Raw genomic sequence first — 22,133 nt, 5'->3', positions numbered from 1 at the left:
TGGGGCGACTCGATACAGAAAAAACTTATCTTTAACCAAGCTTGAATATATTGATCGCTCCTGCTCTTGGTTGGCAATCAATTATTCAGCAAGCCCTAAGTAGAGTTAAATGGATGGTTGTGTTCTCAAAGATTCTTGGTTGTGCGTCGCGATGGGATTTTCTCTCTTTTTTGAGGATTAGCAGTGGCGACGCACCCTACAGATACTGTTGCATTGATTGTTGAAATTGGTATTAAACCAACTACTTGACAGTGCAATGGTAATAGTGTATTATGTAAGTAGTACACATATAATAAAAACATGAGACTAAAAAGTTGGGAGTCTCCCCGCAACGAGGGCAGAAACTCTAAAGGCAAAGGCGGCTCGGCCAGAGCTAGACAGCTCAAAAAGCAACAGCAAACTCTCCGAAAAAAGTTAAAAGCTCAGCACGATCGCCCAAACGATCGCCCACCAAACCACAAACCAAACAACAAAGGGAAGGAAACCGATAATTCCTTCCCTTTTTTTGTATCTTTCTGCCGTTGCTCAATCCCGCTGAATGTTCGGACAAATGGTGCGAGTAATACACTCCGGCGAGGGTTTCTCTTGCCAGCGGTTGAGAATTCCTTGCAATTCTCCTTTCAAAGTTTCTAACGCTGCAATTTGCCCGGAAATTGCCTCAACCTTGGCTGTTAGATGCTGCTTCGCTTCAGAGCAAGGCAACTCTCCCCGATCGCGAACTTGTAAAATATCCTTAATCTCCTGAAGGCTCAAACCCAGAGCCTGAGATCGTTTAATAAACGCCAACCTGTTGAATACCGCTTCCCCAAACAAGCGATAACCAGCCGGCGATCGCTCTACCGCCGGAGACAGCAGGCCCATTTCGTCATAGTAACGAACAGTTTTCACCGATAAACCGCTACAACCCGCTACAGAGCCAATTTTGTACAGTTTCTCGGCAACAGTAATATTCATACAGCAAGCCTCAAAGATCGAAGATCGAAAGACTTTTTTGATCCTATGTTTAGTAATGCCTCAGATGCAGAGTGGCGCGATCGCCACCTCACCCCCGTCGCCGTTGCGCGCTAATCTTAATAAGGAGGATTTTTCTTAGACACGTTGTTGAGCGTGGGCAACTGAGGTCGAGAAGACTGAGGAGGAAGATAGTATTCGGCAGCAGGGGCGGGTTGTTCGGCTTCAGAGCGGTAAACTTGCCACCAACGGAGACCCATCGCTACCCCAGCAGTACCCAGTCCAAAAGCCAATAAAGAGCCACTCGCACCAATGCTGCCGATGGCTGCATCGACAACGCCCACTGTTATAACAAAGCTGGTAATTGGCTCTCTACGGTAAGCTGACTTCAAAAGTCGCGTCCACGAAGCATTCATGTGGTTTTACTCTGTTCTATATTTATCTAAAATCTCTAAAACTTAGAGTTGGCGGTGCGATCGGGATTTCTAGCTTTGAAACTAGCTTCACCTCAATTAATCTTCTCGCCTGTCGCGAATTGTACGGGAGCGAGGCCAAATTGCCAAGCTTGCCCAATCAAAATTTCATCCGACATACAAACCCAAAGCTAGCTCTTGCATTGTCTAAACCGATGTTTCTCGATCGACAAGTCGCTGGGCTTGATTTCTAACTAATATTCTAATCAATTCGCGAAGTGGTCGCGGCCAGCGGCGTGACACCCTTGCGAGTGACAGTCCAGACCAAGTGTGAGGTTGACCCGCCTAAAAACGGGTACCCTGCCCTCAACGCTCGCTGGTTGGTTAACCCCCCAATTTTAGACTCCTGTTCAACCTTCCAGATGAATCTGTGGACTCAATCTAAAATCTAAAATCTAAAATCTAAAATCGGCTGACCGCGCCCTTGCTAAAATTAGTTGAGACCTAACCAGGCCAGCAACCCCTGCCCTGTGACATACTCGATAATTAAAGTTAGGGAAAAACCAATCATCGCAGCTCGACCGTTCAGGCGTTCCGCGTAGCTGTTGAAGCCAAACTTTGGTTGTTCCACTTTGGGAGTGACGGTGGGTTGTACTTGTGTCATTGCTTTGGATACCTTGCGATCGACGCTATTCAAATGTGAAATCGAATGTTAGTTACAAATCTTAAACATTTCTACTTCCATTATAAGGAGGGTTAACCGTCATCAACCGTCCGCGCTGAAAAAAACTGTTGCCAATTAAAGCCACTCAATTATATCCGTTCAAAATATGACTAATCAGTTAGATAACGATAAGCTTCCGGTAGCTGCACAGCGAGTTGCCTTTGCCCTTCGGACAGCAGGCTGGGTGTGCTTCTGGGTGCAGTCAGTGCTGGCGGTGATAGCGACGATCATTTTGCTCTTTGCCATCCCCTTTGCTATCCCCAGCGCCACTGCGCCTGGAAGTTCAACCAGTGCCGGCACCGGCGGCGGCGTCTTTTTTGCTCTTTGCGGGCTGGCAGTGCTCGGTTACAGCGTGTATCGCGCTTTCCGTTTCACCCGCTTGTCGAGAGAATTGCGATCGCCCGCCAACGCTGTCCGCCCCAAAAAAGCAGACACGATCAAACAAGTGCAGTTGACACTGATGAGCAACTTATTAGGAATGCTGCTGACGCTGATCGGTGCAGAAGCTATCAGCGGCACGCTGTTAGCCAAATCTTTAGCTCAGCCGCAAGCTTTGTTCGGTGCGGCAGTAGATTTCAGCAGATTTATTCAGCCTTTAGACATATTTGTGGTGCTAGCCAATACTCACGCGACTGTTGCCCACTTTGTCGGGATTATCGGTGCTCTTTGGTTGCTCGATCGCATTCACAAGCAGTAGTCTTGGGGAATTGGGCATGGGGAATTGGGCATTGGGCATGGGGCATGGGGCATGGGGCATGGGGCATGGGGCATGGGCAGGAGTGGGAATTGGTTATTAGTTATTGGTTATTGGTTATTGGTTATTAGTTATTGGTTATTGGTTATTTGTGAGGGCCTACTAATGCCCTCTTTGCCCTCTTTGCCCTCTTTGCCCTCTTTGGCCAATGCCCCATGCCCTGTTTGCCCCATGCCCTGTTTGCCCAATGCCCCATGCCCCATGCCCCATGCCCACTATCCCCCAACTGACATCCGGAATCACTGCCAAGCTTTAGAAGAACGTACTCAGATACCTTCTAGCAAGACAACACAAACATCATGGCACTGAAACCCGAGGCTTATTTTGGGGTGACAGATCACGCAACTATTGAAATTTCTCAAGAAAGTTTTCGTTCTGTTCTCGGTCAAATAGAAGCTGAACTCCTCTGTAGCGACACCTACAGCCAAGCTCTAGCTAGCTTGCAAACCATGTTGGGCGAAGCAGCATCTGCTGCCGAAATTTTAATTAGAGCAGTTAGCAGAGAAGCAGTCAAGCTCGCATTCGATCGATTTGGCAAACCAAACAAAACGGAAATGCAAGTCGTCCAAGAGAGTGTCGCGGCTCCAAGTGACACCGCATCCTATGTTAGAGAAGAAGAGCCACCAGTACCTGCTCCTGTTTTCTATTGGCGCAGTGCTGCTGTGGAAGCTCCTGTTACAACAGAGTCCGAGACTGAAAATTGCGATCGAGATTCTAACACTTTAGAAGAAAACAAAGAAGCGCTCAAAGACGAAATTAAAGTCGATTCGGCTGCACCTGCAACTGTCATCGCCCCCGCTAAATCCTTCCCAGGGTTTGGTTTTCCCAAGAAGGAGAAAAAACTTACCAAGGAAGAGGAAGCAGCTTTAGCAGTTCAAGAGCGAGAAGAGTGCCTGCGGGAGTTGGGTAGAGAGTTGCGTAAGGGACGGCAAATTCGATCGCTATCCATCCAGCAAGTCCACAGTCAAACTCTCGTGCCGCTGCACCACATCGAAGCGATCGAAAATGGGGAAATCGACAAACTGCCCCAAGATATTTACGTTAGAGGTTTTATCCGCAGATTGGGCGACGCCTTAGGGCTAGACGGCACCGCGATGGCGAATGCTTTGCCAAAACCCGCTCCGAGTCCAATAATTCCCAGTACCTATTTGTCTGCTTCCAACTCCGACTCCGGCGAAGGCTTTCAAATGAGTCCGGTGCATTTGTACATCGGCTACACTGCTTTGATGGCTGGGGCGATAGGGGGTGTGGGTTGGTTGTCGCAGCAACCCGTTGTACCTGGGGCCAATGCAGTGGAGCCACAGGTGACACCGCCCGCTTCTGTTGCACCGTCTCCAAAAAGCCAAGAAAAAGCGCCTCAACCGGGCTTGAAGAAGTCTAAGAGTCACGGGGGCATGATTATGGGGGCTGACATGGCACCGCCGGAGGTGATTTTTGGTTAGAGTGCTACACGCGATTGCGATCGGTTGTCATTGGCAGGAGCGAAGCAATCGCAGTATCTTTTGTTTGCAGGGTTTTGCCGATCGAACTTTCTTGTCTAAATTGGACTGGGTGAGAGTGTGTCGGGCGATCGATCGTCCGACAAGACTCTTGGCGCAGTTGAACTCGGAAACAGAGTTTCGGAGTTCACCCACATGGGATACACAGCTTGAAGACATGAGTCGTGGAGAACAATCGCGGTTGAGATTTTAAGTTCAATCCCTCACCTTGAACTATCTGTGGAGTCAAAACTCAAAACTCAAATCTCAAATCGCTCAGCCTTGCACCCAAAGTGAATTTTCAAGTACATCAGGAAACCCAATATGTGCGATAAACTATCTATTTGACCAGTCCTAAAAAAGGTTTCCGATAAGATGAGTTCCCCAGCCACCGCTGCTTCCTCCGATATCGAGCCGCTATCGCCTGTGCCACAAACAGTCACGAGTTTGACTGTATCGCACAGTGCTTTGGTAGCTGCTGCTCAAGTGCCACAAAAATCTTGGACAATAGAAGATAGCGAGAAACTGTACCGAATTCAAGGTTGGGGCGAACCCTATTTTTCGATTAATGCCGCCGGTCACGTTACAGTCTCTCCCAAGGGCGATCGCGGCGGTTCCCTCGACTTGTGCGAACTGGTAGAATCGCTCAAGCAGCGAAATTTGGCTTTGCCGCTGCTAATTCGATTTTCTGATATTTTGGAAGACCGGATCGATCGCCTAAATTCCTGTTTTGCCAGAGCAATCGCCCGCTACAATTACAAAAATGTCTATCGCGGTGTTTTTCCAGTCAAATGCAACCAGCACCGACAATTAATTCAAGATTTGGTGCGTTTCGGTCAACCCCATCACTTCGGACTGGAAGCCGGATCGAAACCAGAATTAATGATTGCTTTGGCGACCTTAAAAACTCCAGGGGCTTTGTTAATTTGTAATGGTTATAAAGACCGCGAATACATAGAAACCGCGATTTTAGCGCAGCGGCTCGGTCAAACTTCGGTAATTGTACTGGAGCAAATTGAGGAAGTAGAACTCGCAATCACAGCGAGCAAAGCATTAGGAATTAAACCGATTTTGGGAGTGCGAGCCAAACTAACTACCAAAGGCGTTGGCCGCTGGGGAGGTTCCACGGGCGATCGGGCAAAATTTGGCTTGACAATTCCTGAAATTATCCGCGCAGTCAACGAACTAGAAAAAGCTGGAATGCTCGACTGTTTGCAGTTACTGCACTTCCACATCGGCTCTCAAATTTCCTCAATTAGCGTCATCAAAGATGCCATTCGAGAAGCCAGCCACATCTATGTAGAATTGGCTAAATTGGGAGCTAACATGAAATATTTGGACGTAGGGGGCGGGCTCGGCGTTGACTACGACGGCTCTAAAACCAACTTCCACGCTTCCAAAAACTACAATATGCAAAACTACGCCAACGACGTAGTAGCGGGAGTCAAAGATGCCTGTGACGAGCGGAAAATTCCTGTGCCAATTATCATTAGCGAAAGCGGGCGGGCGATCGCATCTCACCAATCAGTCCTAGTTTTTGACGTACTCGGAACTAGCGATGTCCCCAGAGAAGTACCAGAACCAGTAGACGAAAACGCCCACCAAATTCCGCGCAATCTCTACGAAATTTACCAATCTATCACTCCCGAAAATTACCAAGAAGTCTATCACGATGCTATCCAATTCAAGGAAGAAGCAGTCAGTTTATTTAACTTAGGCTATCTAGGAATTGCGGAACGGGCGAAAACCGAACAGTTGTACTGGGCTTGCTGCGATAAAATACAGACAATCGCGCGGCAAAAAGACTATGTATCGGAAGATTTGGAAGACTTAGAAAAGGTGATGGCGTCCATTTATTACATCAACTTATCTGTTTTCCAGTCAGTGCCAGACAGTTGGGCTATTAACCAATTGTTTCCTATTATGCCAATTAACCGGCTCGATGAAGAACCGACTCAGCGCGGTATTTTAGCAGATCTCACCTGCGACAGCGACGGCAAAATCGACCAATTTATTGATTTGCGAGATGTCAAGTCAGTTCTGGAACTGCATACAATCAAACCTGGAGAACCTTACTATTTAGCGCTGTTTTTGGGAGGTGCTTATCAAGAAATTATGGGCAACCTTCACAACTTATTCGGCGATGCAAATACGGTTCACATTCAGCTAACTCCTTCGGGATATCATATTGAACACGTTGTGAAGGGAGACACGATGAAAGAAGTTCTCAGCTACGTACAGTACGATGCAGAAAGTTTGGTTGAAAGCATCCGCCGTCAGACAGAATCTGCTTTGCAGCAAAATAAAATTACTCTTTCGGAGGCTCAACTTTTACTGCAAAATTACGAGCGGAGTCTCACCCAATATACTTATTTGCAGTCCTAATCAGTTGGCAGTTGGCAGTTGGCAGTTGGCAGTTGGCAGTTGGCATTAGTCATTAGTCATTAGGAGTGCTGTCTCCGCTCGCGAACCTCATCCAAGGTCATTAGTCATTAGTTGATAACTGATGACTAATGACTTATTAGGTAGAGTGCAAACGAAGAACTTTAGCAATTAGCAATTAGCAATTACCAATTACCAATTAGCAATTACCAATTAGCAATTACCAATTACCAATTAGCAATTACCAATTACCAATTACCAATTACCAATTACCAATTACCAATTACCAATTCCCAATTCCCAATTACCAATTAGTCAGCAGTGCTGAGAATATCTGCGATCGCCCGTCGCTCTTCTCCTAGTATATTTGGTAACACTTGACGGGCATCAGTAATCAGCCAATCGAGAGCCGCCGCTTGCAAATCGATCGCCGCCCCGGTTTTGTCAACGCAGTAGCGCCCGAACACCAGTTTGTCAACCAACCGCACCTCTGGCCCCAAACGGGAATACTCAAAGATCACGCTGTTTTCTACAGTCGCCCCGCTGCAAAGCCAACAATTCGGGCCGATCATTGTCGGGCCGACAATTTTGGCTCCGTCTTCAATTTTCGTCATCGCACCAATGTAAACAGGCCCGGTAATATCAACCTTGTCCCAGTTGACAGCTACATTCAAACCAGCGTAAACGCCGGGGCGCACTTCAATTCCTGGAATCGAAACATTTTTAATTTCTCCCAACAGCACGCTCTGAATTGCTCGCCAATAATCAGGAACTTTCCCGATATCTACCCACTCAAAGTCCATGCTAATTCCGTAAAAAGGCGCACCTGCTGCTACTAGGGCGGGAAATAACTGCGAACCGATATCATATTCCATATCATGGGGAATATAATTGAATATTTCCGGTTCAAAAATATAAATACCAGTGTTGATGTCGGTACTCAGAGCTTCCTCTACAGAAGGTTTTTCTTGGAAATCTTTAATTCTGCCAGAATCGTCTGTTACCACTACTCCGTAACTGGGAACCTCATCGCGGGGAACAGATTTCATTACAATAGTAGCGATCGCCCCTTTTTCTCGGTGCCACTTCACAGCAGCAGTCAAGTCCAAGTCAATCAAAGCGTCGCCGCACAGCACCACAAAAGTATCGTCAAAAAACGGTGAGAAGTCCTGAATTCGCCTCATACCGCCAGCCGAACCGACGGCTTCTCCAATCATTTGTCCGTCTTCAATTCGCCCTTCAAAAGAATAGCCAATTTGTACCCCAAACTTTTGACCGTCGCGGAAGTAGTTTTCAATTACGTCGGCCAAGTGGGAAACATTGACCATAATCTGGTCAAATCCGTGCTGGCGGAGCAATTCAACCAAAAACTCCATCACAGGCTTTTGCAGGATGGGAATCATCGGTTTTGGTGTCGTGTGAGTAATGGGACGGACGCGAGTGCCTTTACCGGCCGCCAGAATCATCGCTTTCATGATTAACTTCCTCAACCCTCTGTTAATTGATATCAACTCAACAATTAGATGCTAGCGGTTGCGACCTTTATCGATCGCAGCACCATCATAACCCCGCCCAAAAACGGGTATAATTTTCCGACGCGAGCGTTCGGATCGATTTCAAAATTTTAGACGCTAGTTCAAGCTCTCAGATTTACTGCGCTGCGAGTAAATCTAAAATCTAAAATCTAAAATCTAAAATCTAAAATCGACTGACCTGTTTATAGGCGATATCCTACCAGGCTATCAATCATTTATCCGGAATTTGCCTGGATTTAACCAACCAGGAATCAGAAATCAGAAATAATCTCAAGTCCGGTTGAATGTACCTAAAAGTCCTCTACAGGCAGGTTCGTCCGGAAGTCAAGAGTTCCAAGGACTGGTAAACCGGCCCCATAAGCCTATCTGATGCAGATCCAAGCTCAAAGCGCCCGGATTTTGAGGTCTTGGTAAAACTCCTCTTGAAGCAACTCTACTTTAGACTGAGCCGAGAGCAGCAACAACGCCCAAAAAACACCCACGCGGTCATAATTTGGTAAATGAACTTCCTCAGTCGATAGCGGGGGGTCGGGGTGGACAGATGAGTTAAAACCGTGATGGTGCCAGAGTTCCAGCAATTTGTCCAAGTCGAGCCAACCCTCATCAATTTCCTGGCCCCGTTCTGCCAGAAATCGATCGAGCTCGCTAGCAGTTTCCACGAGATTTTCTTGGTGAGCTAGCTCAAAGATAGCTTGGGCAGCTTGCGATCGCATTTTTGAAGTCGGGCGGCGGCGAGGAGCAACAGTCTGCTCCATTGCTGCTTTCATGAGCTGCAATTGCTCGATTAGTTCTGGGAGAGTTACCGGGCGTTTTTGTGGGAGTTGAGCTACACCGCGACGGCGCAGTTGTCGCTCCAGATGCTGCGGCATATTTCGCCCTCCTGAGTGCTCTGTGTCTTCGAGGGCTGCTTCGTCCAATTCGGGATTCGGCGGGGGTTCTGAGAGGACAATACTTTCTGCTTTGAGCAAAACCAGCATTGAAGCGTACAAAAATGCTTGGCCGGAGTGGGACAAATCGGAGAAATCCGAACTCTGATCGGCATCAGAGGCGTTGGTCAGCTTGCTCAAACATCGATCGAACACTTCAATGACTTTAACGTCCCAAGGATCGATTTCTCCCCGTTCTGCTAAATCAATTAAAATGGCGATCCCCTCAGAAATCGTTTCTAAACCATCTTGGTCTCTGGAAACAACCATTCGATTTTAGATTTTAGGTTTTAGATTTTAGATTTAGGGCTGATACACTCACCCGCCAATAAATCGGGTTTTTCAACCGAAATTGAGGGTTTTAATCAATCCAATAGGCTTGGGTTGTTCTCAGACAAACCGTATTAGTTTCTAGCCAACCGTGGGTACAGAAATGAGATTTGAGATTTTCCATCGCCACAAACCAGATAGAAACTGGGTGCATCTGAGTTTTGAAAATATGTTTGTAGGGGCGAAGCATGACCTCCGTGAATATGAGATTATAACTAATAACTTATATGCGGTCATGCTTCGCCCTCTTCTAAAGTGAGATGCACCCGAATAACTCAATTTAATTGCCAGATACATTATTTACCCAGCTTTTACCTCGGCTGCTGCTGTTTCTAAACTTGTCAGTTCTGCACTTTCTAACAAAGGTTGTTTTGCTTCTACTTCTGCTTTATAGCGTTCGATATCTTGTTGTAACTCCTGAATTTGCTGCTCTTTTTCGCGAACTTGGCGGATTTCTTGGCGAGAGGCGAGGGTTCGCTGCATTCTCGACCACAAACTGAACAGCCACGCTAAAACAGCTCCCAATCCTGTCGCTACAATTAGTTCTACGCACAGCGGGGCTTTAACTTGGACGCCTTTAATAATTTGAACGGTGGTCGGCTCTGTATTTTCGATGCTGAACAATACTAGAGCCAAGCAAATCAGAAAGATGAAGAAGAAATTTAGCGATCGCATTTTCTCTGTTCCTAATTCTCAATTTGGGTCAAGCAAATTCTTTGCTATTTGTCAACTAACTATTTTTTAGTAGATGCTGGCTGTTTGTTTAATAATATCAAGTCTGGTCAATTAATCATTGTATCCGGCGACTCAATTGATAAAAAATCCGATCGCATCTTGATGATTCTCCCTTGGATGACCAAAAGTTCAGTCATCCAACTGCGACCTCCAACTGAGAAACATATTTAGGCTTGACCGATGTTTTGCTGTTTTTTACCGATTAAGAGGGCTGGCAATATTTGATATTTTACAGCAATGCCCGCCGCCACAAATAAGGCAATAATCAGCGCCCCAATTCCTACGGGACTTGGAATCCAGAATGTCGCCTCCAAATAGTTAACTTCTCCAGGTTTCAGCTTCCACACTAACTGCTTTCCCTGCTGATAGCTTTGGGGAACCAGCGCACCGGCGACATTCGTTTCAATATTTTCGGCACCCCAAGGCGTGTTCAAGCTAAAGTCTAGCTCCAAAAGTCCCCCCGGATTCAGCAGAGGACTGCCGTTTGAGGAAACCAGAGCCAGAGAGCGCAAATCCAATTCCAAACTTAACCGATTTCGCAGCACCAATAACAAATTATTCTGCTTGACACTCAGGTGAGATTCAAACTTGGGCAAATCGGTTTCTAGGGGACTTGCGACGCGAGATTTGGCAGTTTGTGCGATCGGATTGTAAAATTGGTTGAACTTGTCTTCTAATTCGGCTCCATTATTGAATGGAATCGTCACTATAACTTCTCTCTCAGAAAGCCGTTTAGTTTTTCCGTCGAGCAATCTCGCCCGCTTCTCTACACTTTTCAACCAATCTCCAACTGTTTCGCTGCTGAAGCTTGTCAACCTTTCCCCCAGTTTAATGTGCTGCACCATTGCGCCGTGAGTTTGACTGTCAAAGTTGACTCCGACATCGTACTGAACGCATCCAGTCACTAAATTTAAAATGCAAAAAACCAAAGGTAAAAGAAAGAAAAAGTGCTTTTTCTTCTTCCCAGTTCCATCCTTGACATTTTGCTCTTTCATGGTACCTTTTTCCCTATTTTTTCCTATTTGCATGAATTAGCAAAGCCAGGTTTGTAGTGAGGACTTCAGTCCTTCTTGACTCAACTAAGATAAGAGGACTAAAGTCCTCACTACAAACCTATTTTATAGCAGTCGATTGGTGACAGAAACAGTTTTTTTGTAAAGCCAGGTTTGTAGTGAGGACTTCAGTCCTTCTTGACTCAACTAGGATAAGAGGACTAAAGTCCTCACTACAAACCTATTTTATAGCAGTCGATTGGTGACAGAAACAGTTTTTTTTGTGGCTGTGTCGGAGTCACCTGAAATTAACCGCACTGAACTTATTGCCTCGAAGCTACACCCAACTGTTGAAATAGCATACTCGGTAAATATGCTCCACCGCCTACCCATTCGGCTTCGCTGCTTAAATCTGCCAAATTTTTAAAGGCTTCAAAAATACTGCCTGCCACCATTGTATTCTTGACGCGACCGACAATTTTGCCTTTTTCTACTTTATAGCCTAAGTCCAAGTTGACAGAAAATTCGCCAGCTAACTGATTGGACTGACCGGCACCTAAAACTTGTTCTACTATGAGACCTTCATCCATGCTAGCAATCAAGTCTTGGGTGCTGGTGTTTCCTGGGGAAATGCAGAAGTTGGTCAAGTTTGGGCCCGGGCGAGACAATCCGCCACGAAAACCGTTGCCAGTCGATCGTACACCGGCGCGAGCAGCCCACCTGCGATCCCAATAAAATCCGGTGACAGTTCCTTTGTCAATTAAGACTTTGCGGGTGGTGGGGGTTCCTTCGTCGTCAAAGGGACAAGCAGATGGGCCCAAAGTGGGGTCTTCAAAAAAGGTGAAGCGTTCGTCAAATAAGGTTTCGCCGATTTTGTCGGCTAGGGGAGAGGCTTTTTGAACTACTGCTTGACCTGAAAGGATGGTATCAAAGAGGCCTCCGAGGGTGCTGGCGGCGGCTCTGGGGGTAAATAATACTGGGTAGGAACCGCTGGCGATGGTGGCTGAATGTTCGGCGAGGCGGTATTTTTCGAGGAGTGATTGCAGGATGCTGTTGGTGTCGATCGCCCGATCGCGCGCTACGTCGTAACTGTATGCTTGCATAAAGTCTTCTCCTACTACCAAATTGCCTGCGATCGTCCCGCTGACTATTTGGCTGCTTCTTTCGGCATACACGTCTCGCGTCGTGGCAATTTTCACGCGGCCGTGGCGGACGTGAAAGCCGACATCTACCATAATATCGGGATTGTAGGCGTGGACTTGCTCGATGAGGTTTTTGCCATTTTCGACTAATTCGGCTGTTGTGGGCGGAGTATAGGTGGTTTCCGGGCCTTTTAGGTGGAAGTCGGAAGCCAGTTCAAATTCTGCGGGGTCGCCGATTTCGGCGGTTTGAATGGCTGCATCGACTAAATCGTCTATCCGGGTTAAATCGGTGGAACTAGCAAAGCCGATTTTGCCATTGTAAATCAGCCGGAGTGCTACGCCTCGGAGGGCTTTGGTTTGGAGGGATTTGAGGCGATTGTTCTCAAATTCGATCGGCGTGTCTTGACTGGACAGATAGTATACTTCAGCGGCATCCGCTCGCTGACTTGCCAATTTCAAAATCTGCTCTATGGTTGAATCGCTCACAATAATCGCCTTTCTGGTTTGGTCTTTATTTTATTTTAGCGATTTTGGGTGTGGCCAGAAACCGGGTTTCTAAATCCCGCACGCCTAGTCGAAGAAACCGGGTTTCTACGAGATTTTACGCATCCTCACGAGATATTCGCGAGAAACCGGGTTTCTAAATCGCGCGCGCAAACTTACGATCGATCTCCAGCCATCTGCTGAACTCTAGCAATAATTTCGTTCACTGTCTCCACGTCGGGCGATCGCAAATGCTGTAAAATCTCCAAAGATTGCTGTAAATAATTGAAAGCTTGGTCAAAATATCCCTGCTTTGCTAACAACTGTCCAAGCATTGCGAAAGTAGCAGTTGTTCCTTGCAAAAACTTAGAAACCGGGTTTTTCGCGAATCTACCGGCTACAGCGAAGTATTGTCAGAAAATTCTGGTTTCTGGACATCCACGCGTCAAAACTTAGAAATTGGGTTTTTCGCGAATCTGTCGGCTACAGCGAAGTATTAGATAAAAACCAGGTTTCTCGATACCCGCGCGTCAAGCCGAAGTTCATTCCTCTATAATTGTAATTCGCACTGTTGAAAAACATAGTTAACCGCTGCAAACAGTCGCTCTAAGTCCTGAATTGTATAGAAAACTTTATTTTGAGTAAACATTTCTAATTTGAGCTTGCCAAATTGCCACATTGCCCCATTAGAAACAATCCCAAAGATAGTTTGTTCTGGTTCATTGTTCAGTCGCTGCACAGCGATCGTTGCTGCTAAACACTGCCCCCATCCTTCATCAAAGGCGCTCTCTTTCTTGGCTTCAACTAAGATGAAATAGGGCTTATCAAAAACTACTGTCCCAAGGCTGGAGCGCTTTGCCAATATATAATCTGGAATCCCTGACAAATTTTCATTGTAGACTAAGGTTTGGTGACTCCAGAGGAGGAAATTACTGCGATAAATTTTCCAAACTTCTTTCAAAACAGGATAAATGATATTTTCACAAATGGCGATTTCCGAGTTGTCAAATACTCCCTCATTGAAAATCAGTTCTAATTCATTCCGAAAAATGTCGCTGACTGCAAATTCTGTTTCGACAATGAAGTTATCCCGCAGGTAATTAATCTGGAATTCCTTGGCGACGGCGCTGATGCTTTTATAACTGCTAAAAGGCATTGCTTAACTTATCTGAATAACGTAAAACGTTCTTGTGTTAGCTCCCCAACCTCTTAAAGAAGTCGCGCAGCTCGCCTTCACAAATCAAATGATTAATAATTGATAAATAAGCCACCTAAAATCAAAACTATCGCAATTAACGCCACCCAGATAAACCTGTTATCTTTCGTATTAACTTGACTCAAATCTACAGGTTCGGCTACAACTGGCTTGGGTTTGGCGTACTTGATATCAGCGTTCGGATTGGCTTGAAAATTGATTGATTTATTCTCATCCAAAGCTGCTAAATCGGGAATTTTTACTGTCCATTCGTCAGGGATACTGAGTTTGGGGGCTTCGAGAATGAATAGCAGGCGCTTTGCTTGTTGGCGGGTTTCTTGGCGGGGATGGCGGGTGAGTTTGCGGCAAAGCTCGATCGCCCTTTCTGTGTCGCCAGAGGCTTCGTAGGCTGTCACCAGCCACATCTGCACCTCGCCACCTAGTCGGGAAGTGCGATCGACCAAACCTGTCGCTGTTTCTAAACTTTGGATAGCTTGACCGTAGCGGCCGCTCTCAAAAGCTACTCGACCAGCTTGGTACTCAGTTTCAACTATTTCTAACTTTTCTGAAGTCACCAGCGCCCACCCAATTGACAAATATTATTTTACCAAATTCCCCAAACCCTAGAATTCGCTGTTGTTTGACGACATACCGGACTCGTTGTCACGCTTGGAACCCAGTAAGTCTAACTGGTCTACTCTGATGACAGGCATCGATCGATTTGCTCCGGTGCTCCGATCTTGCCAGCGATCGAACTTCAAAGAGCCTGTTACCCCTATTTGAGCACCTTTGCGAACGTAGTCAGCAGCAATTTGGGCTGTTTTTCCCCAGATTTCGAGGGTAAACCAGTCTGGTTCGTCGGTCTTGGTCGATCGCCTCCTCACTGCTAGCGTCAACTTGCACTTAACTGTACCAGACTCAAAATACTTCACGTCCGGGTCGCCACCGACGCGGCCGACCAAAGTCACAACATTAAGACTCATAAATTTTTTCGGGAATGTGCTCGATTGGTGATGTAGTTAAAATCTCCCTGAACGGCGAGATCCTCCAAAATTAACTTGGAACAGCGCGAATCAGGGCTTCATCCTGATTTTACACCCACTTACCAGAACATATTTATTGTGGATGATTGGCGAGCCTGAATTCAACATATGCTCGACAATGTACATTTCTGACTAGACTCAGGATGAAAAACGTAATAGAATCCACCTCGGTTACACTTTTGTAACAACATTATTGCACACATTAGTATTTTAGTTTTGGGGGGGTACAAATCAGTGGGTCTTCTCAATCGATTTTCCTTATCTAGAGATATGGGTATCGACCTCGGTACTGCTAACACGCTCGTTTATGTATCCGGCAAAGGTATTGTTCTGCAAGAACCGTCCGTAGTGGCGATCGATCAAGACTTAAAAATACCGCTGGCGGTTGGAGAAGATGCTAAAAAAATGCTCGGGCGCACGCCTGGGAACGTCATAGCACTGCGCCCGCTGCGTGACGGGGTAATCGCCGACTTCGATACTGCCGAACTCATGCTCAAGACTTTTATCCGCAGGGTTCACGAAGGCAAAAGCTTAGTTTCGCCGCGGATCATTATTGGCATCCCCAGCGGTGTCACTGGAGTCGAGAGGCGGGCTGTCATTGAGGCGGCTACTCAAGCTGGTGCTAGAGAAGTACGGTTAATTGATGAACCTATCGCTGCGGCGATCGGGGCTGGACTGCCTGTGGCTGAGGCGACTGGCAATATGATTATAGATATCGGTGGGGGTACGACGGAAGTTGCGGTTTTGAGTTTGCAAGGTACGGTGATCAGTGAGTCAGTCCGGGTGGCGGGCGATGAACTCAATGAGGCGATCGTCCAATACATGAAAAAAGTTCACAATTTGGTGATCGGCGAACGTACTGCTGAAGAAATTAAAATTCAGGTTGGTTCAGCATATCCAACTCCACAGGATGACGACGTGATGATGGAAGTGCGTGGGTTGCACTTGCTCTCCGGTTTGCCACGAACTGTTACGATCAAAGGCCCAGAAATTCGCGAAAGTATGTCGGAACCTCTTTCAGTAATCGTGGAAGCCGTCAAGCGTACTTTGGAACGCACTCCCCCGGAATTAGCAGCAGATATTATTGACAGAGGAATTATGCTGGCCGGTGGTGGGGCGCTGATGAAAGGTTTAGATACTCTGATCAGTCACGAAACAGGAATTGTCACTCACGTGGCAGCAGATCCTCTGTGCTGCGTAGTTTTGGGAACCGGTAGGGTCTTGGAAAACAAACAGTTGGAACGGGTTTTCAGCGGGCAGTCGTCACGCAATATGTAGTTAACAAATTTGGGATTTTGGATTTAGAACTAGGGCTGCCATCTAAAATCTAAAATCCTGACATAACAATTTTAGATTAGTGAGATTATGCTAAAAAACACACTCCGCAGGTGGTGGGATCTGCGTCTACAAATTGCTCTTTTAGGTTTAGCTGTAACAGCCGCTTGGGGAGTTCGACAAACACAAGGTGCTGCACTATTTGAAGTTTACAATTGGGTGACTCGTCCGTTTCACGCCAACGGTTCTGGTCAAGAGCAGCTCATCTCGGCGCGCACTCAAGAATTGCAAGCACAGGTATTAGAATTAGAAACTCAAAATCAGAAGCTAAAAGAGCTTGTAGGTTACGTGTCTGCTAAGAAATCTAAAGGGATTGTCGCTCCTATTGTCGGCCGCAGTGCTGACCACTGGTGGCAGCAAGTAACTTTGGGGCGCGGCAGTAATGATGGTATCAAAACAGATTTTACTGTGATGGGCCCGGGCGGTTTAGTAGGTCGGGTTGTCAGCGTTACTCCTAATACTAGCTTGGTGCTGTTAGCTAGCGACCCTACAAGTAAATTGGGTGTGGGAATTACCCGCAGTCGCAACATGGGTTTTATGCACGGTAAAGGCGGAAATCAGGCTGTGATGGAGTTTTTTGATAATGTTCCCAATGTCAAGCCTGGGGATGTGGTTTCAACTTCTTCTTTCAGCCAGTTATTTCCTGCTGGTTTGCCGGTGGGAAAAGTGGTTTCGGTGGATCTGAATAAAACTCCGGCCCCGGAAGCTATTGTTGAGTTTTCTGCACCGATGAATTCTCTGGAATGGGGGGTAGTTTACCCCCACGATAAGCAAGCCGAACTCAAGGCTTCGCAGGGTGAATCTTCTGCACCGTCAGGGGGAGCAAAGCAGCAATGAAGCGTTTACCTCGGATGTCTTCGCGATTGCGCCAATTTCTCAACTTCGGCGTTACATTTGTTTCTGTGATGCTGTGCATATTGATATTGCCCACCCGGATGCCGGGAATGGAATTGTTGGGAATTAGCCCGAATTGGCTGTTAATTTGGTTGGTAGCTTGGAGTATTAAGCGGAAGCGTACAGTTTTGGGAGCTGCTAGCATGGGTATGGCTTTGGGGTTTCTTCAAGATGCGATGACTGCTCCTCATCCCACCCATGCTGTAAGTCTAGTTGTTGTCGGTGTCTTAACTGTTGTTTTGCAGAAAAGCTGGTCGATTCCGGCTGATATTGTTGAGAGAGATCCGATTCCGATCGCCTTAATTGTGTTTGGGATGGCGGTGGTGGCGGAAACGGTGATGGGCCTGCAATTTTTCGCTATGGGCGATCGGGCTTTACTGGACATTTGGAGTTATCACCAGCGTGTGGCTTTGTGTTCTGCTATTCTCAGCAGTCTTTGGGCTCCGGTGATTTATTTTCCCCTCAATCGCTTGTGGGAAATGACAAAGAAATTAGAAAAATCTTAGTCAGTTGACAGTTGACAGTTGACAGTTGACAGTTGACAGTTGACAGTTGACAGTTGACAGTTGGTAGGGGCGGTGCCCCCCGTTCCCGCCCCTGACAGGTGTAGGTTTTCCCCTGGCAAAACCCAGCAAATCTAGACAGTGCAAAGGTTTTGGGCTTTTGCCTCTTAAAATCTCAAACTCTTATGGGATAAGGCTTTTACCAAAAAACTACACCCGTCAGCGTGCCCGCCCTCTCTCTCTCTCAGTTGACAGTTGACAGTTAACAGTTGGCAGTTTTCATTAGACCTCTTGCAAAAATCGGAAAACACCCTGAAATTATCTGCGTTTATCTGTGTTTATCTGTCTGAAATCTGCGGTTGAAGGATCGATCGAAGACTTATGCAAGAGGTCTATTAGTTAGCTTAATTGGGGCTTACACACGGGTAGCGAGAAACCGGGTTTTTTACGAAAATACTTCTAATCAGCCCACTGATTCGGTAAAAAACCCGGTTTATAAAATTCGGAATGCGTCCAAGACTGTAGTCAGTCTACTATCACTTGTGGTGCTGAACCTAATAAGTGATGAACGGCAATAATCAAGTCGCTAAGAATGAAATTCGGCTGGTGCTTTTGCAGTTGATAGCGGCTGCGAATGCCGCAGGTAACGGCAATTGTAGGTATTCCCAATGCTTGTCCGGCGAGGATATCTGCTTCGGTATCTCCGATCATCCAAGCCGAGTTCAGGGATGACTCAAATTCTTCTGCAACTTCAGCCAACAATTCAGTTTTTAAGGCTGTATAGTTGTGATATGCAGCATCCGGCATCTGAGTGCCGCGAATGCTGGTAAACAGTCTGGCTAAACCGTAATTTTGCAATAGTTGAACGGCTTGATTTCTCGGCCGCAAGGTGACTAAAATCAGCCGCACGCCGCGAGAATGCAGAAGTGCGATCGCCCATTGTACTCCTGGCTGGATGCGATCTAAGTGCAACAAGTCTGGCTGATTGACAATCCGACTCACGCATCCGAGAAAAATGTGAATTTCTTCTCCCGACAAGCCGGAACTTTTGGCTATTTCAGCATCGGGCACTCGGTTTTGCTTCATTTGCCAAAACTGCTGTTTGCTGAGAATTTGGAGTTTGAGGTTGATTCCCTGGGCCGCGTAGGCTGCTTGGGTGTCGCTTAATCCCTGTTGATAGGTTGTGTAATAGCGATCGGACACATCGACAATAGGCCCGTCTAAATCGCAAAATACGGTCATCCGGGGGGACGAGTCAGCGTCTGATGGTAGCTTGTACTGAAGGTTTTCGGAGTCCGGTGTGACAGCAGTTAACATAAAAGGTTAAGTAAATCTGGGTAGCGATACATTTATTTACTTTAGCAAGAATTGTATAAGTTAGAATAGAAAGATTAAACTTAGATTATTAAGAAAACCTATTTAAATTCGGGATCCTCTTCGAGGGCTGCGCCAACGGGCGATCGGGCATGGAATGGGGCATTAATCTGCCTGCTGACTAATGACTAATGACTACTGACTAATGACTTCTTCATTCTTTTTGCATTTGTTGATGATAGCTGGAGACATTAAACTTTAGACTTAAGTTTTTAGCCATTTGTCCTCATATGCTCAAACACAGCGATTTTGCGCGGAACGTAGAAACCAATCGGGTTCAGGTGCTTTCAGAAGCACTGCCTTACATTCAACAGTTTGCCGGCCGCACGATTGTGGTCAAATACGGCGGCGCGGCAATGAAGGATGGCCGTCTCAAAGAAAAGGTAATCCGAGATATTGTGCTGCTATCCTGCGTGGGGATGCGTCCGGTGGTGGTTCACGGTGGAGGCCCGGAAATTAATATTTGGCTGGAAAAGCTGGGCATTGAGCCGCAATTTAAGGATGGTTTGAGGGTGACTGATGCCGCGACGATGGAAGTCGTGGAGATGGTTTTGGTGGGGAAGGTGAATAAGGAAATTGTTTCGTTAATTAACCAAGCTGGTGGCAAGGCAGTAGGGTTGTGCGGCATTGATGGCAATCTGATTCAAGCTCGTCCAGATGGCCGGGAGGGGATTGGGTTTGTGGGCGAAGTCAGCGGCGTAAAAATCCAGATTTTGGAGTCTTTGGTCAACAGCGGATATATTCCGGTGGTGTCGAGTGTGGCTGCGGACGAAAACGGTCAATCTTACAATATTAATGCTGACACGGTGGCTGGAGAGATTGCGGCTGGTTTGGGAGCAGAAAAGTTAATTTTGATGACTGATACTGCGGGAATTTTGGAGGATTATCACAACCCAGACAGTTTGATTGTGAAGTTAGATATTCAAGAGGCCCGACAGTTAATTGAGTCTGGGATTGTTTCTGGGGGGATGATTCCGAAGGTTAATTGTTGCGTGCGGAGTTTAGCTCAGGGCGTTAAGGCTGCTCATATTATTGATGGTCGCCTGGAACACGCTTTGCTGCAAGAAATTTTCAGCGATTCGGGTATTGGGTCGATGATTGTTGCTTCGGGATACGGTGCAACGAAGTAAAATGTATTGAAGGGCGATCGCACTTTCGGACAATAAGTGCGATCGTCCTTTGGGAAAAAGAAACAATTGCGCTACACTCAAGGCATTATGAAACTGCTTTGAGGTATTGCGTTACTGGCTTCAAATCTATATCATCGTTGTCAGTCAGTATTTTGAATAAATGACGCGGGATGCCCGCCGCAATCAAAGCTTCTAGATCGCGATCGAGCTTTGACGAGTTTTTATAGATGCCGACTTGCCTGACTTAGACAAGCTAAATTCGCTTCTTTTAAGTTATGTTAAAGTGTAATCAAGGAAACCGAGTTTTAGCGTAAGTTATAATCAAGATTAATGTGTCCGGTTAATTTCCCATGACTACACAATCTGCTTCGCGTTATGTCGCACGTCACCCTGAAATCTTGCAAGGGGAACCAATTATCGCAGGAACGAGAACTTCCGTTCGTGCGATCGTGGAATTGTGGCGTTTGGGTATTACTCCTGAAGAAATCCCGATGCACTTACCTCATCTGAAATTAGCTCAAATTTTTGACGCACTGAGCTTTTATTTGGATAACCAGGAAGAAATAAATACTTATATTGAGCGCAATCGAATTCCCGAAGAATTGATTCATCCTGCTGTGAAAGCTGCCATGAAAAAACCGTGAAACTATTTGCAACTATTCATACAGATGAAGATGTTTTTAGGCTGGTAGCGACTTTGCTGCGGGCTAGGGGTTTTGATGTGACGACAACGAGCGAACAGGGAATGTTGAGTCAATTGGATAATCAACAATTGGCTTATGCTGCATCTGTCGATCGATGTTTGCTCACTCACAATCGTGTGGATTTTGAGCGATTACACCTAGAATATATGACAGAAGGATGGGAACATTCTGGAATTATTGTGACTCCTCAAAAGAACGCCTATGAGATTGTCCAACGGGTTGCTATTCTATTAAATACGTTGACGGCTGATGAAATCGCCAATCAGCTTTTATATGTGTAAATTGAGCGTCTATTGAAAAATGAGCGATCGTCCTTTGGGATTCGACATGGGAAAGGCGATCGCACTTTCGGACAATAAGGGCGATCGCACAGCGACAAAGCATATACCTTACAATAAAAATTGAAAATAATTAGGGGGTGAGCAGGAGTTATAATGAAACTACCCAATGGCGATCGGGCTGAAGTTTCTCTGCAAAAGCTAGTCGGCTACTGCTTAAATCCAGAGCATTCTCGCGGAAAACACAAAGCCAGAGTCTTTGCATCGGTTTTGGGAATCACGGCTAACAATGCAGAAGTTTTGCAAGAGCTTATTCAAAAAGCAGCCATTGAAGGTGAAGTTGTCCAAGAAAATACTACTGATTTTGGGCAACAGTTTAAAGTTGATTGGACTGTACCCGATACAGCGGGGATTGAGCTTCGGACAATCTGGGAAATTACTTTGACTAATTCTAACCCTCGTTTGATTTCAGCTTTTTTAAACCATGATAAAAAACTTTAGACTTTTGGATTCTGTGGCGATTCTCAAGCCGGTTTCAAATACGCGATTAACGCTAGTGGAACCGGAATACGAATCTGTTTCTAGTTTGCCAGTAGGACTTGTGGGAACTATTGTCGAAGTGTATGATACGGGAAGGGAATGTCAGTATTTAGTGGAGTTTGCTGATAGTCAAGGGATTGAATATGCTATGGCTATTTTGAAGGCAGATGAAATTTTAGTTCTGCAATATGAACTTGCAGTTGCTTAGGAATGTGAGGGGAATAGAAGTTCGATAAGGGCGATCGCACTTTCGGACAATAAGGGCGATCGCCCTTTGGAAAGGGGAGAGCGG

General features: G+C 46.2%; 28 protein-coding genes. 14 read left to right on the top strand and 14 right to left on the bottom strand.

Annotation, left to right across the window (positions count from 1 at the left end; translation table 11 throughout):
• Positions 1-525: 525 nt before the first annotated feature.
• The 3 genes from JGK07_RS13190 to JGK07_RS13180 all read right to left on the bottom strand — a co-directional run bounded on the left by JGK07_RS13190 (position 526) and on the right by JGK07_RS13180 (position 2,028).
• Positions 526-954, bottom strand: coding sequence for a heavy metal-responsive transcriptional regulator (locus tag JGK07_RS13190; RefSeq protein WP_293181806.1), 429 nt, complete (start codon positions 952-954; stop codon positions 526-528).
• A gap of 116 nt (positions 955-1,070) precedes the next feature.
• On the bottom strand, positions 1,071-1,367 hold the full coding sequence (locus tag JGK07_RS13185) for a hypothetical protein (protein ID WP_293181807.1): 297 nt from the start codon (positions 1,365-1,367) through the stop codon (positions 1,071-1,073).
• 490 nt (positions 1,368-1,857) lie between these two features.
• Entirely contained in the window at positions 1,858-2,028 is a 171-nt protein-coding gene (locus JGK07_RS13180) for a hypothetical protein (protein WP_293224763.1), read from the bottom strand.
• 166 nt (positions 2,029-2,194) lie between these two features.
• Here JGK07_RS13180 and JGK07_RS13175 point away from each other — a divergent pair, with 166 nt between their 5' ends.
• The 5 genes from JGK07_RS13175 to JGK07_RS33190 all read left to right on the top strand — a co-directional run bounded on the left by JGK07_RS13175 (position 2,195) and on the right by JGK07_RS33190 (position 7,017).
• Positions 2,195-2,785 (top strand): DUF3611 family protein, encoded by a 591-nt coding sequence (locus tag JGK07_RS13175; RefSeq protein ID WP_293224765.1) that lies wholly within the window; start codon positions 2,195-2,197, stop codon positions 2,783-2,785.
• Positions 2,786-3,141: 356 nt separating this feature from the next.
• Entirely contained in the window at positions 3,142-4,284 is a 1,143-nt protein-coding gene (locus tag JGK07_RS13170) for a helix-turn-helix domain-containing protein (RefSeq protein ID WP_293212082.1), read from the top strand.
• Between the two features lies 1 nt (position 4,285).
• Positions 4,286-4,534, top strand: a complete 249-nt coding sequence (locus tag JGK07_RS13165; RefSeq protein ID WP_293241929.1) for a hypothetical protein — start codon at positions 4,286-4,288, stop codon at positions 4,532-4,534.
• A 161-nt stretch (positions 4,535-4,695) separates the two neighbouring features.
• Positions 4,696-6,705, top strand: coding sequence for a biosynthetic arginine decarboxylase (gene speA / locus JGK07_RS13160; protein WP_293224767.1), 2,010 nt, complete (start codon positions 4,696-4,698; stop codon positions 6,703-6,705).
• 174 nt (positions 6,706-6,879) lie between these two features.
• The gene (locus JGK07_RS33190) at positions 6,880-7,017 is read left to right on the top strand and encodes a hypothetical protein (RefSeq protein ID WP_366934286.1); all 138 of its coding nucleotides are present in this window, start codon (positions 6,880-6,882) and stop codon (positions 7,015-7,017) included.
• Here the strand turns inward: JGK07_RS33190 and JGK07_RS13155 are convergent.
• From JGK07_RS13155 to JGK07_RS13140, 4 genes are all read right to left on the bottom strand, one after another.
• Positions 7,014-8,177 (bottom strand): NDP-sugar synthase, encoded by a 1,164-nt coding sequence (locus JGK07_RS13155; RefSeq protein WP_293181817.1) that lies wholly within the window; start codon positions 8,175-8,177, stop codon positions 7,014-7,016. The genes JGK07_RS33190 and JGK07_RS13155 overlap by 4 nt on opposite strands.
• A gap of 443 nt (positions 8,178-8,620) precedes the next feature.
• Complete coding sequence (locus JGK07_RS13150) at positions 8,621-9,433, bottom strand: segregation/condensation protein A (protein WP_293181819.1); 813 nt, start codon at positions 9,431-9,433, stop codon at positions 8,621-8,623.
• A gap of 91 nt (positions 9,434-9,524) precedes the next feature.
• Positions 9,525-9,683, bottom strand: a complete 159-nt coding sequence (locus JGK07_RS13145; protein ID WP_293181821.1) for a hypothetical protein — start codon at positions 9,681-9,683, stop codon at positions 9,525-9,527.
• 110 nt (positions 9,684-9,793) lie between these two features.
• A complete protein-coding gene (locus JGK07_RS13140; RefSeq protein ID WP_293181822.1) occupies positions 9,794-10,168 on the bottom strand; it encodes a LapA family protein in 375 nt (124 codons plus the stop codon).
• 48 nt (positions 10,169-10,216) lie between these two features.
• Here JGK07_RS13140 and JGK07_RS13135 point away from each other — a divergent pair, with 48 nt between their 5' ends.
• Entirely contained in the window at positions 10,217-10,399 is a 183-nt protein-coding gene (locus JGK07_RS13135; protein ID WP_293181824.1) for a hypothetical protein, read from the top strand.
• Here the strand turns inward: JGK07_RS13135 and JGK07_RS13130 are convergent.
• From JGK07_RS13130 to JGK07_RS13105, 6 genes are all read right to left on the bottom strand, one after another.
• Entirely contained in the window at positions 10,396-11,223 is an 828-nt protein-coding gene (locus tag JGK07_RS13130) for a DUF3153 domain-containing protein (protein ID WP_293181826.1), read from the bottom strand. The two genes, JGK07_RS13135 and JGK07_RS13130, sit on opposite strands and share 4 nt — an antisense overlap.
• A 320-nt stretch (positions 11,224-11,543) precedes the next feature.
• Positions 11,544-12,848: a metallopeptidase TldD-related protein gene (locus tag JGK07_RS13125; RefSeq protein ID WP_293181828.1), complete on the bottom strand. Its 1,305-nt coding sequence runs from the start codon at positions 12,846-12,848 to the stop codon at positions 11,544-11,546.
• A 173-nt stretch (positions 12,849-13,021) separates the two neighbouring features.
• Positions 13,022-13,180, bottom strand: coding sequence for a hypothetical protein (locus JGK07_RS13120; RefSeq protein WP_293181830.1), 159 nt, complete (start codon positions 13,178-13,180; stop codon positions 13,022-13,024).
• Between the two features lie 215 nt (positions 13,181-13,395).
• Positions 13,396-14,001 (bottom strand): hypothetical protein, encoded by a 606-nt coding sequence (locus tag JGK07_RS13115; protein WP_293181832.1) that lies wholly within the window; start codon positions 13,999-14,001, stop codon positions 13,396-13,398.
• 92 nt (positions 14,002-14,093) lie between these two features.
• The gene (locus JGK07_RS13110; RefSeq protein WP_293181957.1) at positions 14,094-14,615 is read right to left on the bottom strand and encodes a tetratricopeptide repeat protein; all 522 of its coding nucleotides are present in this window, start codon (positions 14,613-14,615) and stop codon (positions 14,094-14,096) included.
• Between the two features lie 48 nt (positions 14,616-14,663).
• Positions 14,664-15,023, bottom strand: coding sequence for a single-stranded DNA-binding protein (locus JGK07_RS13105; protein WP_293181834.1), 360 nt, complete (start codon positions 15,021-15,023; stop codon positions 14,664-14,666).
• 330 nt (positions 15,024-15,353) lie between these two features.
• Between JGK07_RS13105 and JGK07_RS13100 the strand changes: the two genes are divergently transcribed.
• The 3 genes from JGK07_RS13100 to mreD all read left to right on the top strand — a co-directional run bounded on the left by JGK07_RS13100 (position 15,354) and on the right by mreD (position 17,818).
• Positions 15,354-16,361: a rod shape-determining protein gene (locus JGK07_RS13100; RefSeq protein WP_293181959.1), complete on the top strand. Its 1,008-nt coding sequence runs from the start codon at positions 15,354-15,356 to the stop codon at positions 16,359-16,361.
• A gap of 87 nt (positions 16,362-16,448) precedes the next feature.
• On the top strand, positions 16,449-17,255 hold the full coding sequence (mreC, locus tag JGK07_RS13095; protein WP_293181836.1) for a rod shape-determining protein MreC: 807 nt from the start codon (positions 16,449-16,451) through the stop codon (positions 17,253-17,255).
• Positions 17,252-17,818, top strand: coding sequence for a rod shape-determining protein MreD (gene mreD, locus JGK07_RS13090; protein ID WP_293181838.1), 567 nt, complete (start codon positions 17,252-17,254; stop codon positions 17,816-17,818). The genes mreC and mreD overlap by 4 nt, the downstream gene beginning before the upstream one ends.
• Before the next feature lie 522 nt (positions 17,819-18,340).
• Here the strand turns inward: mreD and JGK07_RS13085 are convergent.
• Positions 18,341-19,132, bottom strand: coding sequence for an HAD family hydrolase (locus JGK07_RS13085; protein ID WP_293181840.1), 792 nt, complete (start codon positions 19,130-19,132; stop codon positions 18,341-18,343).
• A 287-nt stretch (positions 19,133-19,419) separates the two neighbouring features.
• Here JGK07_RS13085 and argB point away from each other — a divergent pair, with 287 nt between their 5' ends.
• The 5 genes from argB to JGK07_RS13060 all read left to right on the top strand — a co-directional run bounded on the left by argB (position 19,420) and on the right by JGK07_RS13060 (position 22,049).
• Positions 19,420-20,319 (top strand): acetylglutamate kinase, encoded by a 900-nt coding sequence (gene argB / locus JGK07_RS13080; protein ID WP_293218506.1) that lies wholly within the window; start codon positions 19,420-19,422, stop codon positions 20,317-20,319.
• A gap of 350 nt (positions 20,320-20,669) precedes the next feature.
• Complete coding sequence (locus JGK07_RS13075) at positions 20,670-20,963, top strand: DUF433 domain-containing protein (protein ID WP_096828231.1); 294 nt, start codon at positions 20,670-20,672, stop codon at positions 20,961-20,963.
• Positions 20,960-21,304, top strand: coding sequence for a DUF5615 family PIN-like protein (locus tag JGK07_RS13070; protein WP_293241934.1), 345 nt, complete (start codon positions 20,960-20,962; stop codon positions 21,302-21,304). The genes JGK07_RS13075 and JGK07_RS13070 overlap by 4 nt, the downstream gene beginning before the upstream one ends.
• Positions 21,305-21,457: 153 nt before the next feature.
• Positions 21,458-21,802, top strand: a complete 345-nt coding sequence (locus JGK07_RS13065; protein ID WP_293181858.1) for a DUF6883 domain-containing protein — start codon at positions 21,458-21,460, stop codon at positions 21,800-21,802.
• A complete protein-coding gene (locus JGK07_RS13060; RefSeq protein ID WP_293212076.1) occupies positions 21,786-22,049 on the top strand; it encodes a DUF4926 domain-containing protein in 264 nt (87 codons plus the stop codon). The genes JGK07_RS13065 and JGK07_RS13060 overlap by 17 nt, the downstream gene beginning before the upstream one ends.
• Positions 22,050-22,133: the final 84 nt, after the last annotated feature.

The organism is Microcoleus sp. PH2017_24_DOB_U_A (genome assembly GCF_020738205.1).
Classification (GTDB): Bacteria; Cyanobacteriota; Cyanobacteriia; order Cyanobacteriales; family Microcoleaceae; genus Microcoleus.
Note: the sequence above shows the minus strand (reverse complement) of the source record. Positions and strands in the feature narration are given on the sequence as shown.

Bases quoted from the DNA above. Each gene is read 5' to 3' on its own strand.
- JGK07_RS13190 (WP_293181806.1), bottom strand. From the start codon at position 954: ATGAATATTACTGTTGCCGAGAAACTGTACAAAATTGGCTCTGTAGCG.
- JGK07_RS13185 (WP_293181807.1), bottom strand. From the start codon at position 1,367: ATGAATGCTTCGTGGACGCGACTTTTGAAGTCAGCTTACCGTAGAGAG.
- JGK07_RS13180 (WP_293224763.1), bottom strand. From the start codon at position 2,028: ATGACACAAGTACAACCCACCGTCACTCCCAAAGTGGAACAACCAAAG.
- JGK07_RS13175 (WP_293224765.1), top strand. From the start codon at position 2,195: ATGACTAATCAGTTAGATAACGATAAGCTTCCGGTAGCTGCACAGCGA.
- JGK07_RS13170 (WP_293212082.1), top strand. From the start codon at position 3,142: ATGGCACTGAAACCCGAGGCTTATTTTGGGGTGACAGATCACGCAACT.
- speA (WP_293224767.1), top strand. From the start codon at position 4,696: ATGAGTTCCCCAGCCACCGCTGCTTCCTCCGATATCGAGCCGCTATCG.
- JGK07_RS13155 (WP_293181817.1), bottom strand. From the start codon at position 8,177: ATGAAAGCGATGATTCTGGCGGCCGGTAAAGGCACTCGCGTCCGTCCC.
- JGK07_RS13150 (WP_293181819.1), bottom strand. From the start codon at position 9,433: ATGGTTGTTTCCAGAGACCAAGATGGTTTAGAAACGATTTCTGAGGGG.
- JGK07_RS13145 (WP_293181821.1), bottom strand. From the start codon at position 9,683: ATGCTTCGCCCCTACAAACATATTTTCAAAACTCAGATGCACCCAGTT.
- JGK07_RS13140 (WP_293181822.1), bottom strand. From the start codon at position 10,168: ATGCGATCGCTAAATTTCTTCTTCATCTTTCTGATTTGCTTGGCTCTA.
- JGK07_RS13130 (WP_293181826.1), bottom strand. From the start codon at position 11,223: ATGAAAGAGCAAAATGTCAAGGATGGAACTGGGAAGAAGAAAAAGCAC.
- JGK07_RS13120 (WP_293181830.1), bottom strand. From the start codon at position 13,180: ATGCTTGGACAGTTGTTAGCAAAGCAGGGATATTTTGACCAAGCTTTC.
- JGK07_RS13115 (WP_293181832.1), bottom strand. From the start codon at position 14,001: ATGCCTTTTAGCAGTTATAAAAGCATCAGCGCCGTCGCCAAGGAATTC.
- JGK07_RS13105 (WP_293181834.1), bottom strand. From the start codon at position 15,023: ATGAGTCTTAATGTTGTGACTTTGGTCGGCCGCGTCGGTGGCGACCCG.
- JGK07_RS13100 (WP_293181959.1), top strand. From the start codon at position 15,354: ATGGGTATCGACCTCGGTACTGCTAACACGCTCGTTTATGTATCCGGC.
- mreC (WP_293181836.1), top strand. From the start codon at position 16,449: ATGCTAAAAAACACACTCCGCAGGTGGTGGGATCTGCGTCTACAAATT.
- mreD (WP_293181838.1), top strand. From the start codon at position 17,252: ATGAAGCGTTTACCTCGGATGTCTTCGCGATTGCGCCAATTTCTCAAC.
- JGK07_RS13085 (WP_293181840.1), bottom strand. From the start codon at position 19,132: ATGTTAACTGCTGTCACACCGGACTCCGAAAACCTTCAGTACAAGCTA.
- argB (WP_293218506.1), top strand. From the start codon at position 19,420: ATGCTCAAACACAGCGATTTTGCGCGGAACGTAGAAACCAATCGGGTT.
- JGK07_RS13075 (WP_096828231.1), top strand. From the start codon at position 20,670: ATGACTACACAATCTGCTTCGCGTTATGTCGCACGTCACCCTGAAATC.
- JGK07_RS13065 (WP_293181858.1), top strand. From the start codon at position 21,458: ATGAAACTACCCAATGGCGATCGGGCTGAAGTTTCTCTGCAAAAGCTA.
- JGK07_RS13060 (WP_293212076.1), top strand. From the start codon at position 21,786: ATGATAAAAAACTTTAGACTTTTGGATTCTGTGGCGATTCTCAAGCCG.